This is a genomic window from Pseudomonas subflava, from assembly GCF_023823685.1.
In the GTDB taxonomy this organism is placed as follows: domain Bacteria; phylum Pseudomonadota; class Gammaproteobacteria; order Pseudomonadales; family Pseudomonadaceae; genus Aquipseudomonas; species Aquipseudomonas subflava.
On the sequence record NZ_JAMXBF010000016.1, the window covers coordinates 1 to 17,129 of the forward strand.

Genomic DNA, 17,129 nt, shown 5'->3' on the forward strand with positions numbered 1-17,129 from the left:
AAGGCAAGGATGCATCGTGTCTAACTTCAAGAACCATAAGCGCTTCATGCCAGATAAAGTTAATAGCTCTTATCTCTTCCCACATGTATGTTTTGCTTGCCGCAAGTCATTCCGGCGGCCGGTATCCGAAGAGCCGCGCAAATGCCCTGACTGTGGTCTGCAGACAGTGCGCCTGAGTCGAAAATTCAAAGCGCCTAAAAAAGACGATGTAAACGCATGGCTTGTTGTTAAGTTCGTTGTAGATTCAGGTCTTGTGTACCAATCCATACGGCTAGAGGGTGGCTACCTTGCGGAGTACCCAAAAACCATGAAAGAAGCTGAAGTTTTTGTTGCCCAATATGGCAGGCATAAAAATTGAGTTGCCGTCTAACAATGCGCTCAAATCGCTCGCTTCGCTCACTGGGACCGGCTAAAGCCGGCCCCTTAGCTTAATCGTTAGCCAGGAAAAATGACTACTGAAGAAGACAAAGAATTACTAGAAATAATTCGCGAGGCGCGAAATAAAGCTCGTGGATATGCGGACTTCTTTGGCTGGGGTGCGGATCGCGATATTGAAGAGTGGGGAGTGGTAACCAGCCTTGTCGAATCACTAAAGGCCGATGGAGTAACCTTATTCACATCCCTAGAACGTCGTGGCCGGCCGAATGATCCGCCCGACTGCGAAGCACTCGACACCGATGGTAATCGAGTGGCAATTGAGGTCACAGAGCTTGTGGATGGAAAGGCAATACAAGCTTACAAGGCTGGAAAAATTTATGAATGGGCCGACTGGGATCAGGATAAATTCACATCGTCCTTAGAGGCTCTGATTTCGCGAAAAGATTCAAGGTTTAATGAGTTAAAGGGGGCTCCTTACGAAGGCGGCTATGTAATAGTTATATTCACCGACGAACCCATATTAAATCGCATAGCAGTTGAGTCATTTTTAAGAGGATGCAACATAAAAAAGCCGAAGAACATAACAAGAACGTTCCTGCTTGTCTCATACGATCCAAGCATCAAGAAATGCCCATATTACGAATTGCAATTTCACGGCTAACAATGCGCTCAACTGCCGCTCACTTCGCTCGCTGGACAGTCAAAAGCTACGCTTTTGCCTGCCCGTTAGCTTCGTTATAAACCACGGAGGGATTTGTGTGCTTGCTTGGGACGAAAGTGATGTATTGAACTGCCTTGAAACCATTCCGGAAATTGAACCGGATGGTATTTGCTATCACTACAAAGTGGACAAAGGCGGGGCTAAATTATACTTAACGATATACCCGTACGATGGGGACGTTTACTTTGAGCTTTCTCATAAAGACGTCGAACAACCCTTATTTTCCATGAAGCTTCTTGAGTGCTCGGGCGTACGCTATGTTAAAAAGTGGCCCAATGAGTATTTAGAGTTCGCACCTGCAAAATGCTTTGGCAATCGGTACGACGGAGAGTCCGCAATTCCTTACGGTGTTCGCGTGCATGCCAGCCCAAACATTCGAATTGAAATTTACTAGGCTAGTGGCTTATAACAATACGCTCAAATCGTTCGCTTCGCTCACTGGGACAGGCTAAAGCCCGCCCATTAGCTTAATCGTTAGGCCTCATGACTGCTCATATTAGCCACATCCAATTCTTAGGAGAGCAGCCCGCCATTGTTGGCCAGGCGTGTTCTGGCTTAGTGCTTCAACACTTCTACGACGGCAAGAGCCTGATAGATCATGCCAACGTCACATATCTGCAATTTTCCGGTACATGGCACAGAATTTACTTTGAGCCGGGTACTGTCTTCTGGCGCTCTGGAGAGGCACCAGACACCCCAATTAACTCAACACTTGAGCATGGGCTTCTGCTCAATAATCTCTCGGAACTATCAAGCATTTCGGGAAGTACGCTTCGTCAAATTGACTATCTTGGCAATGAGGCAGGTGACGTCGACGTCCTGTTCAAATTTGACGGTGGAAGTTTGCACTTGAAGTACAGCAGCGCAATGGACAGCACACAGGTTGAATTAGGTTGAATATCGTGCCTTCGCGTAGCGTGCCAACTGGGTGGTCAAGCAGGCGCCCACAAGCTCCGATTGCGGCTGCGCTCCGTGCTTCGCCTTCCGGCGCGGCTTACCTCGGGCGTTAGGCTTCGCTCTTCACGCCCCAATCACCCCACCATCCACCCGCGTAATCAGCAACGTGGTCGAGCGCGGGCGGGTCTTGCCGTCGCTGGCCGGGAAGCTGATGCCGGGGTGTTGGACGTTGGCCCACATGGCCTTGCCGTCCGGGCTCCAGGCCAAGCCGGTGATTTCGCAGCCGCGTGGGCCAACCAGGAAGCGTCGGACTTCGCGGGTGCCGGGGTCGGCGCAGAGCAGCTGGTTGCAGCCCATGCCGGCCATGACCGGTTCGATGTCGTCGTAGTCGGTCTGGATCCATAGGCGCCCTGCCGCGTCGAAGGCCAGGCCGTCCGGTGAGGAGAACAGGTCGCCGTTGATGGTGCCGGTGAGGTTGGCCGGTACCGGCTTGCCGTCCTTGTCCTTGCTGCCGCGGGCTTCGCCGGCGAGGAGGAACAGCTCCCAGGTGAAGGCGGTGGCGGTCGGGTCGGCGCCCTTCTCGTTGAAGCGCAGGATCTGCCCGTGCAGGTTGTGCGGGCGTGGGTTGGCCTTGTCGGTGGGTTGCTTGTCGCCACGCCCGTCGTTGTTGGTCAGGGTCACGTAGACCTCGCCGGTGGCGGGATGCACGGCGGCCCACTCGGGGCGGTCCATCGGCGTGGCGCCGGCGCGGTCGGCGGCGGCGCGGGCGTTGAGCAGCACCTCGGCCTGGTTGGCGAAGCCGTTCTCGGCGGTCAGGCCATTCTGCCCGTGCACCAGGGCCAGCCACTGGCCGCTGCCGTCTGCATCGAAGCGCGCGGCGTACAGGGTGCCCTCGTCCAGCAGGTCACGATTGGCCCTGGGGTTGGCGGCGTCGAAGCGGCCGGAGGGGACGAACTTGTAGACGTATTCGCCCTTGGCGTCATCGCCGGAGTAGAAGGCCATGCGCCCGTCCTTGCCCAGGCTCAGCGCCGCGCACTCGCGGCTGAAGCGGCCGAAGGCGGTGCGCTTGATCGGCTGGGCCTTGGGGTCGAAGGGGTCGATCTCGACCACCCAGCCGAAGCGGTGCGGCTCGTTGACGTGGCCGCCGTAGGGCTGGTCGGCGTAGGGCGTGGCGTCGAAGCGCGGGTCGGCGGTCTCCCACGCGTAGTTCTTGCTGGTGCCCTCCTTCGCCAGGCCGTAGCGCTTGTGCGACACGCGCGCCTCGAAGTCGGCCTTGTCGCGGTTGATGAAGTAGTTGGGCCAGTTCTCCTCGCAGGTGAGGAAGGTGCCCCAGGGCGTGACGCCGGTGGCGCAGTTGTTGAGGGTGCCGAGCACGGTGAGGCCGCTCGGATCGCTGGCGGTCTTCATCTGTTCGTGGGCGGCCAGCGGGCCGGCGATGCGCATGGGCGTGAGCATGCTGATGCGGCGGTTGTAGGCGGAATCCATCACGCGCTGCCACTGGCCGTCGGCACCCTGCTTCACCTCGATCACCGAGACGCCGTGGGCGGCCTGCTCCTTGCGCACCTCGGCCAGCGGGCGCGGCTTGCTCTGGTCGATCTTGCCGGACGGATGCAGCGGCGGGTTGACGTACTCGTGGTTCATCACCAGCAGGCCGCGGTCGGTCTCGCCGGGGAAGGCGAAGAAGTCCATGCCGTCGTGGTTGTCGCCGGCCTGCTTGAGCTGGGCCTGCCAGTCGTCGCTGGCGTCCGGGTTCCAGGCCGGCGCGCCGGCTTCCACCGGGTCGCCCCAGGAGAAGAACGGCACGGCGCGGTAGCCCTCGGCCACCAGCACGCTGTCGAACTGCGGGTCGAGCTGCACCGGCACGCCCGTGAAGCCCAGCAGCGGGCTGGCGCTGGCCCTGGAGCAGGCGGTCAGGCCGCCGCCGAAGAAGCCCAGCGCGGCCAGGGTCAGGCCGCCCTTGAGCACGTTGCGCCGGCGCGGGTCGATGAGCTCGGCGAGCGGCGTGTTGGCGCTGGGGTTGATGGCGATGTCGTCGTGGGCTTCGAGGCTGGCGTGGAAGTGGCTGTGCTCGTTCATCGAGGGTCTCTGTGGATTCTTTGTGGAGGTTTCCCGGATTGCATCCGGGCTACGGCCTGCGCCCTCTCCCATCGATAGGGAGGGGGTTATTCGATGCGGTAGTGGAAGGTGTTCTTAACCCCTTCCACCGCCACCGCGCGGCCATCGACCACGCGGGGCTGGTAGCGGAAGGTGCGGGCGGCGGCCAGGGATGGGCGGATGAACAGCGGGTGGCATTCGCCGAGCACCTGCGGGTCTTCGACGCGGCCCTGAGGAGTCACCCGGTAGGTCACCGTGCAGTCGCCCTCGATGCCTTTGTCCAGGGCGCGATCGGGATAGTCCGGCGCCTCCTTGGCGATGGGCAGGTACTGGCGGCTGGCGGCCGCTGCAGCCTCGGCCTGGCGGGCGCGCTCGGCGGCTTCGGCGTCGGCGCGCGCCTTGGCTTCGGCCTGGCGCTGCTGCGCCTGCTGGCGGGCCAGTTCCTCGGCCTCGCGGCGTACGCGTTCTCGCTCGACGCGCTGCTGCTCCATCCGCTGGCGCTCTTCACGTTCGCGCTCGCGCTGTTCCTCGACGCGTTTGCGCGCCAGGGCGGCTTGTTCCAGCTTCTGCTGCTCGATGCGCGGGGCGGGCTTTGGCGCCTCCACGGGCTGCGCCGGCGCGGGCTCCGGGGCCGGTGTCGGTGGCAGCACCACCTCGGGCTGTGGCGGCGCCGGCGGAGCCAGGGTCACCAGGCGCGTGGTCAGGGTGCGCACCTGCGGCGCGGCGGGCGCCTCGGCCTGCCAGTGGCTGAGCAACAGGGCCAGCACCAGGGCATGCAGGCCCACCGCCACGCCAGCGGCGGCAAAACCGCGCAGCCAGCCGCCGGAGGGCGACGCGAGGACCAGGGATGACGAGCGGGACATGGCCAGCGCGCTCACTGCGGCGCCTCGGTGATCAGGCCGAGGTTGCTCACCCCGCCCCGCTGCAGCGCGGCCATGCCGGCCAGCACCGTGGCGTAGTCGGCGTGGCCGTCGGCGCGGATGTACACCTGGGTGTCGCCGCGCGCGGCGATCAGCGCGCCGACCTTGCTGGTCATCTCCTCCAGGTTCACCGCGCTGTCGGTGCGGTGTTCGGTGTCCACTTCGCTGCCGAGGTTCCAGTAGTAGCCGCCATCGGCCTGCACCGAGAGGGTCAGCACCTGCTGCTGGGTATCGCTGGGCAGCGCCTCGGCCGCCACCTTGGGCAGCTCGATCTTCACGCCCTGGGTGAGCATGGGCGCAGTGACCATGAAGATCACCAGCAGCACCAGCATCACGTCGATGTAGGGCACCACGTTCATTTCGGCCTTGGGGCCGTGCTTGCACTGCGGCTTGCGCATCTCGCCTCTCCTCAGGCCGCCTGGGCCACGCCGGTGGCGCCGGGGGCGCGCCGTTGCAGGCGGCCCTGCAGCTCGTTGCCGAAGGCATACAGGCGGGTACTGAGCGCAGCGACGCGGGCGGAGAAGCGGTTGTAGGCGATCACCGCCGGGATGGCGGCGAACAGGCCGATGGCGGTGGCGATCAGCGCCTCGGCGATGCCCGGCGCGACGGTGGACAGCGTCGCCTGCTGCACCTGGGACAGGCCGATGAAGGAATTCATGATCCCCCACACGGTGCCGAACAGGCCGATGGCGGTGGCGATCAGCGCCTCGGCGATGCCCGGCGCGACGGTGGACAGCGTCGCCTGCTGCACCTGGGACAGGCCGATGAAGGAATTCATGATCCCCCACACGGTGCCGAACAGGCCGATGTAGGGGCTGACAGAACCGATGGTGGCGAGCAGCGGCAGGCACTTCTCCAGGCGTTCCTCCTGTTCGGAGATGGCCACCAGGACGCTGCGTTCGACGCCGTCGATCAGCGTCTCGCGCGCCACGCCGGGGTCGCGGCGCAGCTGCGCGTACTCGCCGTAGCCGGCGCGGAACAGTTGCTCCAGCGTGGCGTCCGCATCGCCGCGCTCGGCGCCCTCGCGGTACAGGGTGGCGAGGTCGCCGGTCTCGCGGAAGCGGCGCAGGAAGTCCCGCGCCAGGCGCTCGCTGCGGCCCAGCAGCAGGCTGCGCTGGACGATCAGGTACCAGCTGGCCAGGGAGGCGGCGAGCAGGGTCAGCATGACCAGCTTGACCAGCAGGCTGGCGTCGCTGACCAGGCTCCAGACGGTCATCTGTTCGAGGGTGGCGTGCATGGTGTGGCTCCTTGGCATGGCGGGCTGAGTGTTCGCTCATCCCGACCCTCTCCCGCAGGAGAGGGCGAACGGTGCTATTCGATGGCGTGGCGGTTACCGGCTGATGACAGGCGCTATTCCAGGCCGAGGGCGCGGGCGACCTCGCTCCAGGGCACGAACTTGAAGTTCTGCGTGGCCTCGGGCATGCGCTTGCGGCCGTCCTGCACCACCAGCAGGCCCTGGCTCCAGGGCCCGCCGAGGTTTGCCGAGGTGACTTCCAGGCCGTCGGTTTCGGAGGCGCCGTCGATGCCCAGCGCGCCGTTGAGGCCGACGCGCAAGGCGCCATGCAGGGCGTACGGCGGTTCGGCGTCGAGCACCAGGTAGCTGTCGTTGCCCTGGCTGGACACCACCAGGTAGTCGCGGTCGGCGGACTGGTACAGGGCCAGGCCCTCGACGTCGGCGTGCAGCGCGTCGCCGACCTTGATCACCTCCTGCAGCTCGGTGGGGCCGTCGGCGCGGGCGTCCACCGCCCACACGCCGGTGCTCTCCTCGCCGAGGAACAGGCGCTGGCGCTGATCGTCGGCCACACAGCCCTCGGGCTGGCTGGGCACGGCGAAACGCCGCACCAGTTCGCCGTCCACCCGGCCGCCGGCGTCGCTCAGGCGGTACTGCAGGAAGCTGCCGTCCTTGCCGTTGGCGAAGGCGTACAGCTCGCCGCTGGCGGGCTGGAACAGGCAGATGCCGTAGATTTCCGCGAGCGGCGTGTCGATCTCGCCGGCCTCACGCAGCGCGCCGCTGGCGCGGTCGATGGCGAACACGGCGATGCTGTTGCGGTCGCGATTGCTCGCCACCGCCAGGTCGACGCGCTCGCCGCCGAGGCGGAAGTTGGCGCGCAGGTCGACGTTGTTCAGGCGGCCCACCGGCAGGTCCTGCAGCAGTTTGCCGTCGAGGTCGTAGACCAGCAGGCCCTGCTTCTTGTTGGTGCCGAGCACCCGCGAGCGCGCCGGGTTGACCGGGTCGACCCAGATCGCCGGATCGTCGGCGGCGTCGCCGTGACGCGCGACCGGCTCGCTCTGGCGCAGCGCGGCGACATTGGCCAGTGGCGCGGGCATCTGCGCCGGCTGCGGCTGCCAGGCCAGCAGGCCTTCGTAGAGAGTGCCGCTGCCGTCGTCCTGCACCAGCAGTTCGATGCCCTTGGCGGTCGGCCGCGCGGCCAGCCGCTCGGGCTCTTGCAACCCCTGCAGGGTTGCCGTGCCGGCCGCCTGCCAGGTCTCGCCCTGGCGCTGGTAGAAGTGCAGGTTGCCGGCGCCGGCATCCAGGGCCAGCACACCGCCCGGCACGCTGGCCATGGCGCCGACGCCCTGCTCCAGGCCGCCGAACGGTTCGACCATGTCCACCGCCACGCGGCTGGCCTCGGCCTCCGGGTGCGCCGGGTAGGCCCACAGGCCGACGTTCTCTTCGTTGACCAGCAGCTGGCTGGCGGCATCGTCGACCTGGCAGAACTCGGCCTGCGGCGGCAGCGGCAGGCCGCGCACGCGCAGCGCCTCGTCGCGCAGCCGGCTGCCGGCGCCGACCAGCCACTGCTCGCCGCGGCCCTCCTCGCCCACCAGGAACAGGTAGAGGTTGGCCGCCTCGTCGCGATACAGGCACAGGCCGTTCACCGCGTAGTCACGCGCCGGCAGGGCCAGGGTGCGGCCCCACTGGCGCGCGGCCGGGTCGAGCAGCGCCAGGGTCGGGTGCTGGCTGGCGGTGTCCAGGCTGGCGACCAGCAGGCGGCCGTTCAGCTCGCGGCTGTCGAGGCCGGAGAAGCGCCCGGGCAGGCGCGCCAGCTCGGCGCCCTGGGCGTCGAGCAGCAACAGGCCGCGCTTCTCACTGGCGGCCAGGCGCTGTTCGCCGGCGAAGCGCAGGTCCTCGGCCTCGACCTGGCCTGAAGCGCTCCAGGCATTCAGCCCAAGGCTCGGCGTGGCGGCGGAGACCGCCGGTGGAACCTGCTCGCAACCGGCCAACAGCAGGCTGGCGAGCAGCAGGGAACGGGGGAACAACGGATTCATTGCGTGGGTAGTCCTTGTCGAAAGCTTTGCAATCCACGATCGACCGCCTGCCGAACTGCGGGGCGCCGGCCAACAGCGCACGCACATCCCGTAGAGCGCGCCATGCGCACCGGTGGCTTTGCGGCGCTGTCGGTGCGCGCGGCGCACCCTGCGTTGGTCGGTACGGGGCGTGGGTCAGAAATGGGTGAAGGTCAGGCCGAGCTTGTAGGTCGGGCCGTATTCCTCGTACTGGGCGTTGTAGGCGTGGCGTCCGGTGTAGACGTAGTAGCTTTCGTCCGTGAGGTTCTGCGCCTCGAAGTTGAGCTGCAGCTGCTTGGTCAGGAAGTAGTTGGCGCTGAAGTCGACGAACACCTGGTCGTCCACGTGCAGGTCGTGGGCCTCGTCGTTGATGCCGGCAACCTCGTAGAGGTAGTCGGACTTGTAGTTGGCCGACAGGCGCAGGCTGAGCTTGTCGTTCTCCCAGCCGAGCATCAGGTTGCCGACGGTGTCGGACTGGAACGGCAGGTCGATGTCGCGCTCCAGGTTGCGCCCGCTGTCGGCGTCGTAGCCGCTGATGTTGGCGTCGGAGCGGCTGAAGGTGGCGTTGGCGCCCAGCAGCAGGCCGTTCCACGGCGCCGGCAGCCAGTCGAATTTCTGCGAGTAGGCCAGCTCCAGGCCCCACAGGTCGGCGTTGTCGCCGTTGGCGAAGGTGTTGGCCTCGGCGAAGTCGACCCAGTCGCCGGTGCCGGCCAGGTCGGCGTTGTAGACGAAATTCTCGATGTCCTTGTAGAACACGAAGGCGGACACCACGCCGGCGCGGCCCAGGTAGTGCTCGATGCCGAGGTCGAAGTTGCGCGACTCCAGCGGGTCGAGGCTCGGGTCGCCGAAGCTGGCCTCGTCACCGTCGATGACGAAGCCCGGCGCCAGCTGGCTGAAGGTCGGCCGCACCACGCTGTGGGTAACGGCAGCGCGCACCTGGGTGTTCTTGTCCAGCTGGTAGCGGGCGTGCAGGCCCGGCAGCCAATGGTGATAGTCGTTGCTCGCCTCGATGCCCTCGTAGTCGCCGTCGCGGATGCCGGTGCCCTTGGCCTTGAACTCGGTGCCCTCGTAGCGCACGCCGGCGATGATGCGCAGGTCGTCGATGTCGAGGGTGTGCATCAGGTAGGCGGCGTCGATGTCCTCGCTCATGTCGAAGTCGTTGACCCGCGACTCCTCCTCGTTGAAGAACTCGCTGCGGTCCAGGCCGCCGATCAGGTCCTCGATGCGGTCCGCCGACAGGCCGGGCCCGAAGCGGCCCAGGCTGTAATCGACCCGGCCCTTGGTGAAGTTGTCCATGCCCAGCTGCTCGTCGCTGAAGCCGAAGTCGCCGAGGTCCTCGTAGGTCCAGATGTCGGTGTCGTTGTCCTTGTCGCGGCGGCTGAGCTTGCCGCCGAACTTGACCTGGGCGGCGTGGCCGGCCAGCTCGTAGTCGCGGGCGGCGTCGAGCCTGATGTTCTTCTCGGTGTCCTCGGTGTTCTCCTCGGCCCATTCCACTTCGCTCAGGCTGAAGCTGGCCGGGTCGTAGAAGGCATCGCCGGCGTTCAGACGCGGCTTCTCGGCGTCGGAGAAGCCGATGTCGGCGAAGGCGTCGTTGCCCTCGAACAGGGCGCCGCCGATGTGCCCCGGCGTGTCCTCGCTGGACTGGCTGTAGCCGGCCTGGCCGCTCAGGGTCCAGCGGCCGATCAGGCGCTCGCCACCGAACACGTAGGACTGGATTTCCTGGGTCTCTTCGCGGTCCTTCACCTCGCGCCAGCCCTCGGCCTCGCCACCCTCGCCCGGCAGTTGCGCGTCGGCGAACTCGATGCCGGCGGCGTTGCGGGTCTCGGTGTCTCGATAGCGGCTGTACAGGGTGCGCAGGTAGTAGCTGCTGAAGTCGTCCGGGCGGTAGTCGAAGTTCAGGCCCAGGCCGCTGCGCTCGCGGCGGATGTCGTAGTCGCGCTGTTCGAACTGCTGCAGCCGGTCGCCGTCCTCGAAGTCCCAGTCGCCGCCGGTCTCGACGTTGTCCGAGCCGAAGTCGCGCTGCTGCCAGCTGAGCGCCGCGGCCACGCCGAAGTTGTCGATGCCGTCGCCGAGGCTGAAGCGGTCGCTGATGGCGCCGGAGAATTTCGGGCTGGTCTGCTCGGTGTGGTCGTCGTAGCTGGCCTCGGCGCTGCCGGTGTAGAACAGGCCTTCGTGGTCGAAGGCCGACAGGCTCTCCACCTCGATGGTGCCGCCGAGCGAGTTGGCGTCCATGTCCGGGGTCAGGGTCTTGACCACCGACAGCGACTGCACCAGTTCGGACGGCAGCACGTCGAGGGCCACCGCGCGGCGGTCCGCCTCCGGCGAGGGAATCAGGGTGCCGTTGATGCTCACGCTGTTGAGGTCCGGGCCCAGGCCGCGGACGCTGACGAAGCGGCCCTCGCCCTGGTCGCGCTCGACGCTCACGCCCGGCAGGCGCTGGGTGGCTTCGGCGACGTTCTGGTCCGGCAACTGGGCCACGCCATCGGCGTGCACGGTGTTCTGCACGCTGTCGGAGCGGCGCTGTTCCTTGAGCGCCTGATCGATGCTGGCGGCCTGGCCGACCACGTGGACGTGCTCGACGGCGTTCTCCTGCGCCCACGCCGGCATGGCGGCGATGGCCAGCGCCAGGACGCTGACGGAAAAGCCCGCGCGGCGGGCGTTGAGTTGGCGTTTGTACATGCGGCTCTCTCCCCAGATGAGCGTTGCGCCGGGGCAAGTCCGGCGACCTGGGACGGCATGCTGGGAGAGCCCTGTGACGCTTCCGTGACAGCCCGCGGCGGGCGCGCCGTTTCGCCGCCTTTTCAGCACCGTTCTGAGCCTATTTGACCCCGATTGCCGGTCCGCAATGACCTGCGCTCGGCCTTACGAGGCCCGAACTTTGGCGATGTGGGCGCGGATCGGCAAAAAATCCGCCCGCCGCTCTGGGCCGATTCGACCTCCCCCGCTGCAACCATTCGGTCATATGGCTCTGCTCTGCTGACGCACGAATGCTCACTCGGGGAATTACCATGCCTTCGCTGCTCGGCCTGCACCGCCTGAAACTTGCCGCCCTGTTGCTGGCCGCCAATGCCGCGCTGCTGCTGCACCTGGGCGCCGGTGACATCAAGCCGCTGAGCGACTGGGTGTGGCTGGACATCCTCGGCGAGGGTGGCTCCGCCCTGCTCTGCCTGGTCTGGCTCGGGCTGCTGCTGAATGGCCGCCCGGCAGGACGCGTCACCAACCTGCTGGCCCTGGGGCTGGGGCTGGTGTTCTTCTCCTGGTGGGTGGACTGCCTGGACGAGTTCATCGCCATGCCCGACGCCGTCACCTGGGACCACTGGCTGGAATCCGCACCCATGCCGGTCGGGTTGCTGCTGCTCACCCTCGGCATCTACCACTGGCATCTCGAGCAGCGCGCCATCAGCGCGCAGATGGAGAAGCGCGAGCGGTTGTTCCGCGAGCACCGCCTGTTCGACAAGCTGACCCCGCTGGGCGCCGCCGACTACCTGCGCCGCCAGCTGGAGCTGGGCCTGCAGGAGAGCGTGCGCGAGCAGCAGCCGCTGTCGCTGGTGATGATCGACCTGGACGGCTTCGACGCGATCAACCAGCGCTACGGCCATGCCGAGGGCGACCGCGTGCTGCAGGCCGTGCCGCAGCTGCTGCTGCTCAACCTGCGCCAGCAGGACCTGCTGTGCCGCCTGGCCGGCGACCGCTTCGTCGCCGTGCTGCCCAACACCGGGGAGACGGTGGCGGCGCAGATCGCCCGGGAGCTGGCCGAGGCCGTGCGCCACCTGGCGCACCGTTCGCGCCAGCACGGCGAGCGCATTCAACTGCGCGCCAGCGTGGCCCAGGTGATGGCCCTGCAGGAGAGCGCCGAGAGCCTGCTGCAGCGCCTCAACCTGGCGCTGGCCAAGGCCAAGCAGCCGCTGGCGCTGAGCGCCTGACATGGCCCTGCACTGCCCCTGGTACGAGAACGACAGCCGCTGCATCGCCGCGCACCAGCAGCCGGCCAGCCTGATCGAGCTGTGCCTGTCGCGCGGCATCGACAGCCACCGCCTGCTACGCGGCACCGGCCTGTTCCTCGAGGACGTGCCCAAGGCCGACAGCCTGATCAGCCCGGCGCAGTTCCTCACCCTGATAGACAACGCCCAGCGCCTGCTCGACGCCGACGACACCAGCTTCCTGTTCGGCCAGCGCCTGCTGCCCGGCCACCACGGCGCTGCCAGCCAGGCGCTGGCGCTGGCCAACAACCTGCAGCAGGCGCTTGAGCTGCTCGGCGAGCTGCGCGCCCTGCTCTCGCCGCTGCTCAGCCCTCGCCTGCTGCTGGATGAGCAGCACGCCTACCTGTACTGGCTGGACAGCTGCGGCGCCGGCGCACAGCAGCGCTTTTTACTGGAGGCGCAAATGACCGCGGTGGTGGCCATGAGCCGACGCCTGAGCGGCGAGGCGCTGCCCTGGCAGTTCCACTTCCGTCATGCCCAGCCGAAACACATCGAGCAGTACTGGGTGCACCTGGGCGAACAGCTGCGCTTCGGCCAGCCCTGCGACCTGCTGCGCCTGCCCCGCGAGCACCTGACCCGCGCCTGGCCGCAGACCGTGCAGAGCACCGCGCAGGTGGCCTGCCAGCAGGCGCGCCAGCAGCTGGAGCAGCACAGCACCCGCGCCAGCCTGCTCGACACCCTGCAGCGCTGGCTGCTGCGCAACGTGCGCCAGGCGCCGAACCTGGAGCATGCCGCGGCCGCCCTGGGCATGAGCCCGACCACCCTCAAGCGCAAGCTGCACAAGCACGGCACCAGCTACCAGGAGCAGCACGACCGGGTGCGCCTGCTGGTGGCGCTGTACCTGTACCAGATCAAGGGCTACAGCAACGACGAGGTAGCCAGCCACCTGCGCTTCCACGACGCCACCAACTTCCGCCGCTCGTTCAAGCGCTGGACCGGTCTTGCGCCCAGCGCCCTGCGCCAGCTGCTGGGCGGCTAGTCGCTGCGCCGCTCGCGCCTCGCCGAGCGGTTGAGCATCGGTGCCAGCAGGTTGCCGAACGGCAGCCGACAGCCTCTCTTCTCCTCGCTCGGCTCGACCTTGGCGGCCGCCGGCTTGAGCCGCGAGATGCCGAACATCACCAGTCCCAGGCCCGCCAGCTGGTAGACCGAGATGGCCTCGCTGAGCAGCGCCCAGGAGGCGAAGATGGTCAGCACCGGACCGAGGTTGCCGATGGCGGCGGTCTGCGTTGGCCCCAGGCGCTGCACAGCCAGGGCCATCCAGTAGATCGGCAGCACGGTGGAGCACAGCGCCATCAGCGCGGCGTACAGCCAGATCTCGCTCGGCAGGCTGGCCAGTTGCGCGAACGAGCCGCCACTCACGGCGAAGTGTGCCAGCACCATGAACGACGAGGCCGTGCCGGCCAGCCCGGCCAGGCGCATGGAGCCGATGCGCTGCACCAGCACCCCAGTACCGAAGTAGTACAGGGCGTAGGTCACCGCGCTGGCGAACACCCAGGCGGCGCCGAGAAGCACCTGGTCGCCGGCATCGGCCACGCCGATGTCGTGGACGAAGGCGATGCCCAGGCCGAGGTAGCAGATGCCCATGGCCAGCAGCGTGCGCCGGCTCGGCCGCTCACGCAGGGCCACCGCCTGCAGCAGCAGGACCAGGGTCGGATAGGTGAACAGGATCAGCCGTTCCAGCCCGGCGCTGATGTATTCCAAGCCGTAGAAGTCGAACAGGCTGGAGAGGTAGTAGCCGAGCATGCCCAGCAGCAGCACCCGCAGCACGCCGGACAGGCCCATCGGCGCGCCGCTCTGGGCGCGGCTGAGCCACAGCAGCCAGAGAAACAGCGGCAGCGCCAGGACCATGCGCATGGCCAGCAGGCTGACCGCATCCACCGGCCCAGCGGCGTAGGCGAGCTTGACGAAGATGGCCTTGAGGCTGAAACCGGCCGCCGACATCACGGCGAACAGACGGCCGTCGGCGAGGCAGCGCTGGTACAGGGAGGTGATCATGGCAGCACGCGAAGGCGGGAAAGGCATTATTCTGACGCGAACAGCAGCGAGCTAGAATCGCATTTTCCCGAAGGAAGCCTTCGCGAAAGGAGAAACCCCATGCACTTCGATCTAGCCGACCTGCGCCTGCTGGCCGCCATCGCCGGCAGCGGCAGCCTGAGCAAGGCCGCGGCGAGCATCCCGGTGGCGGTGTCCGCCGCCAGCACCCGCCTGCGCCTGTTCGAGGAACGCTGCGGCCTAGCCCTGTTCACCCGCACCGCCGCCGGCATGACGCCGACGCCGGCCGGACGCCTGGTGCTGGAACGGGCGCGCAGCGTGCTGAGCGAGGCGGAGCGGCTGAAGCAAACCCTGAAGGAGCTCGGCGGGCAGCACCGCATCACCCTGCGCCTGTCCGCCACCACGGTGGCCAACAGCACCTTTCTGCCGGCGACCCTGGGGCCGTTCCTCGCCGACTACCCGGAAGTGGATCTGCAGCTGGTCGAGCAGAAGAGCGCCGAGGTGCTGCACGCGGTGCAATCGGGGGAAAGCGAGATTGGCGTGTACGACGGCAACCTGCCCACCGGCGGGCTGCTGTCGCTGCCCTTTCGCGACGACAAGCTGGTGATGCTGGTGCCGCGCGACCACCCGCTGGCCGACCGTCAACTGACCGAGCTGCGCGATGCCCTCGACTACCCCTTCGTCTGCCTGCCGGCGGAGCGCGCCATGCAGCGCTTCATCGAGGAGCGCGCCACCCAGTACGCCATGCCCTTGAAGGTGCGCGTGCGCGCGCCGAGCTTCGACGCCATCGCCCAGTTGGTGGCGCAACGCGCCGGTGTGGCCTTGCTGCCCGAGGCCACGGCGGCGCGCCTGGCGCTGGAGTTGCCGGTGGCGCTGGTCACGCTGGAAGACGCCTGGGCAACCCGCGAATTGCGCATCTGCATCCAGGGTTGGGAGGCGCTTTCGCCCCACGCGCGGCAGCTGGTGAACTTCCTCGCCAGCCGCTAGGCAGGGGGGCGCGAAAGCCTGTTCGTTTTCAGGAGCCTATGGCATCCAGACACAGCCAGCCGACAATCAGAAAGAACACCACCACCATCCCGGTAATCATCATTGTCTGTGCCCTCGAGTTGATCAGACCCGAAGCAGTGACCGTGGGCACCGGCATAAGTTAGGGTAATTTTTCAGCGCATCCGTCTGGAGGACGCACATGAAGGGAAATTCGGGCTATCTGCCGGTTCTGGAATACCTGCAGCGCCAGCTGGCAGGCACCCTCGCGCCGGGCGAAGAGACACACATGCTCTACCCCACCGCAATCTCGCAGCTGCTCGGATATCGCATCATCGATATCGGCGAGGCCCTGGCGGAGATCGAGCTGCACGTCGACGCGGTGCGCCACGGCAACCAGCAGGGCACCGTGCACGGCGGGCTGCTTTGCGAGCTGGCCGATGCCGCCATCGGCACCGCCCATTCCACGCTGATGAACGAGGGCGAGAGCTTCACCAGCATCGACCTCAAGGCGACCTTCCTGCGTCCGGTGTGGCAATCGCGCCTGCGCGCGCTGGCCCGGGCGACCCACCGCGGCAGCACGCTCTGCCACTACCAGTGCGACATCCATCGTGACGACGGCAAGGTGGTCGCCACCGTCACCAGCGCCATCATGACCCTGCGTGGCGAGCGCGCCGCCGGTCGCTGAGCCGCGGCGAGGCTCAAAGCCATAGCTTTTTGCCGCAAATCCGACCGAAGTCGGCCCCATGTTTGCCGGCTGGGTGCCGATAATTTTGCCGCACGCCGAAGACCTTCTCCGGCGCGCGCGATGCCCTCCGGACCACAAGACCTCCAACGCCGGTAAGGCCGCGCGGCGTACAGCGCCGCGCTCACCCCGCTCGTCCCTCGCCGACCTGCCTTCCGACCTCGCCGGACGGATCGCGGTGGGCGACCGAGCGGGACGATGACACGCGACGGACACGACCCGCTGCGATAACTGCCGTACCTGCCCGCACCCTCGATGGATAACTTGCGATGCTTTCCAACCTGAAGTTCAGCCAGAAGATCCTACTCGCCGCCTCGCTGGTGACGATCACCGCGTTCACCCTGTTCGTGCTGTTCAACGACTACCGCCAGCGCCAGACGCTGAGCGACGAGGTGCACGCCTCGCTGCAGGAAGTCGGTGGACTCGCTACCCGCAACATCAAGACCTGGCTGGACGGCCGCATCCAGCTGGTCGAATCGCTGGCCCAGCAGCTCGCCGCCAATGGCGAACAGGGCGAGCCGCTGCAGGCCGCGCTGAGCCTGCCGGTGTATGCCCAGGGCTTCCAGCTCACCTACTTCGGCGGCGCCGACGGCGCCATGACCTCGGTGCCCGCCGGCAACCGCCCGGCCGACTACGACCCGCGCGCCCGCGGCTGGTACCAGGCGGCCAGCGCCGCCCAGGGCAGCGCGCTGACCGAGCCCTACATCGCCGCCTCGTCGAAGAAGCTGGTGATCACCATCGCCACCCCGGTGCGCCGCGGCGGCCAGATGGTCGGCGTGGCCGGTGCCGACATGGATCTGGAGAACATCGCCCAGCTGATCGGCTCGCTGAAGTTCCAGGGCCACGGCCATGCCTTCCTGGTCAGCGCCCAGGGCAAGGTGCTGCTGCACCCGGACAGCGCCTTCACCCTCAAGGACATCAAGGAGCTGTACCCGCAGGACACCCCGCGCGTACAGGCCGGCGTCAGCGAGGTCGAGGTGGACGGCAAGACCCAGTTCATCGCCTTCACCCCGCTGCAGGGCCTGCCCTCGGCCAACTGGTACGTCGCCCTGGTGCTGGACCAGGACGCGGCCTTCGCCACCCTCGACGAGTTCCGCGCCTCCGCCGTGGTCGCCACCCTCGTCGCGGTGATC

The 17,129-nt window shown here is 66.7% G+C and carries 15 protein-coding genes; 8 read left to right on the top strand and 7 right to left on the bottom strand.

The features are described from left to right. The 3 genes from NF616_RS20335 to NF616_RS20345 all read left to right on the top strand — a co-directional run. Positions 1 to 358: hypothetical protein (locus tag NF616_RS20335; protein WP_252275591.1), on the top strand; the 358-nt coding region annotated here is incomplete at its 5' end. Between the two features lie 90 nt (positions 359 to 448). Then, positions 449 to 1,039 carry a hypothetical protein gene (locus tag NF616_RS20340; RefSeq protein WP_252275592.1) on the top strand — a complete coding sequence of 197 codons (591 nt, stop codon included), beginning with the start codon at positions 449 to 451 and terminating at the stop codon, positions 1,037 to 1,039. 543 nt (positions 1,040 to 1,582) lie between these two features. Further along, a complete protein-coding gene (locus tag NF616_RS20345) occupies positions 1,583 to 1,996 on the top strand; it encodes a hypothetical protein (protein ID WP_252275593.1) in 414 nt (137 codons plus the stop codon). 123 nt (positions 1,997 to 2,119) lie between these two features. Here the strand turns inward: NF616_RS20345 and NF616_RS20350 are convergent, their stop codons facing one another. The 6 genes from NF616_RS20350 to NF616_RS20375 all read right to left on the bottom strand — a co-directional run bounded on the left by NF616_RS20350 (position 2,120) and on the right by NF616_RS20375 (position 10,974). Beyond that, entirely contained in the window at positions 2,120 to 4,072 is a 1,953-nt protein-coding gene (locus NF616_RS20350; protein WP_252275594.1) for a PhoX family protein, read from the bottom strand. An 86-nt stretch (positions 4,073 to 4,158) separates the two neighbouring features. Further along, complete coding sequence (locus tag NF616_RS20355; RefSeq protein WP_434091917.1) at positions 4,159 to 4,968, bottom strand: energy transducer TonB; 810 nt, start codon at positions 4,966 to 4,968, stop codon at positions 4,159 to 4,161. Continuing rightward, the gene (gene tolR / locus NF616_RS20360; protein WP_252275596.1) at positions 4,965 to 5,408 is read right to left on the bottom strand and encodes a protein TolR; all 444 of its coding nucleotides are present in this window, start codon (positions 5,406 to 5,408) and stop codon (positions 4,965 to 4,967) included. Before tolR ends, NF616_RS20355 begins: the two co-directional genes overlap by 4 nt. Positions 5,409 to 5,419: 11 nt before the next feature. Next, positions 5,420 to 6,247: a MotA/TolQ/ExbB proton channel family protein gene (locus NF616_RS20365; RefSeq protein WP_252275597.1), complete on the bottom strand. Its 828-nt coding sequence runs from the start codon at positions 6,245 to 6,247 to the stop codon at positions 5,420 to 5,422. 113 nt (positions 6,248 to 6,360) lie between these two features. Beyond that, a complete protein-coding gene (locus NF616_RS20370) occupies positions 6,361 to 8,277 on the bottom strand; it encodes a phytase (protein ID WP_252275598.1) in 1,917 nt (638 codons plus the stop codon). A 174-nt stretch (positions 8,278 to 8,451) separates the two neighbouring features. Next, positions 8,452 to 10,974: a TonB-dependent receptor gene (locus tag NF616_RS20375; RefSeq protein WP_252275599.1), complete on the bottom strand. Its 2,523-nt coding sequence runs from the start codon at positions 10,972 to 10,974 to the stop codon at positions 8,452 to 8,454. 329 nt (positions 10,975 to 11,303) lie between these two features. On the opposite strand from NF616_RS20375, the gene NF616_RS20380 reads away from it, so the two are divergent. Beyond that, positions 11,304 to 12,218: a GGDEF domain-containing protein gene (locus tag NF616_RS20380; RefSeq protein WP_252275600.1), complete on the top strand. Its 915-nt coding sequence runs from the start codon at positions 11,304 to 11,306 to the stop codon at positions 12,216 to 12,218. A 1-nt stretch (position 12,219) separates the two neighbouring features. Then, positions 12,220 to 13,254 carry an AraC family transcriptional regulator gene (locus NF616_RS20385; RefSeq protein WP_252275601.1) on the top strand — a complete coding sequence of 345 codons (1,035 nt, stop codon included), beginning with the start codon at positions 12,220 to 12,222 and terminating at the stop codon, positions 13,252 to 13,254. Here the strand turns inward: NF616_RS20385 and NF616_RS20390 are convergent. Continuing rightward, positions 13,251 to 14,270 carry a DMT family transporter gene (locus tag NF616_RS20390; RefSeq protein ID WP_252275602.1) on the bottom strand — a complete coding sequence of 340 codons (1,020 nt, stop codon included), beginning with the start codon at positions 14,268 to 14,270 and terminating at the stop codon, positions 13,251 to 13,253. The two genes, NF616_RS20385 and NF616_RS20390, sit on opposite strands and share 4 nt — an antisense overlap. A gap of 99 nt (positions 14,271 to 14,369) precedes the next feature. Between NF616_RS20390 and NF616_RS20395 the strand changes: the two genes are divergently transcribed. The 3 genes from NF616_RS20395 to NF616_RS20405 form a co-directional block, all read left to right on the top strand. Further along, positions 14,370 to 15,254 carry a LysR family transcriptional regulator gene (locus tag NF616_RS20395; protein WP_252275603.1) on the top strand — a complete coding sequence of 295 codons (885 nt, stop codon included), beginning with the start codon at positions 14,370 to 14,372 and terminating at the stop codon, positions 15,252 to 15,254. Positions 15,255 to 15,453: 199 nt separating this feature from the next. After that, complete coding sequence (locus NF616_RS20400; protein WP_252275604.1) at positions 15,454 to 15,939, top strand: PaaI family thioesterase; 486 nt, start codon at positions 15,454 to 15,456, stop codon at positions 15,937 to 15,939. A gap of 326 nt (positions 15,940 to 16,265) precedes the next feature. Next, on the top strand, positions 16,266 to 17,129 hold an 864-nt coding region (locus NF616_RS20405), incomplete at its 3' end, for a cache domain-containing protein (protein WP_252275605.1).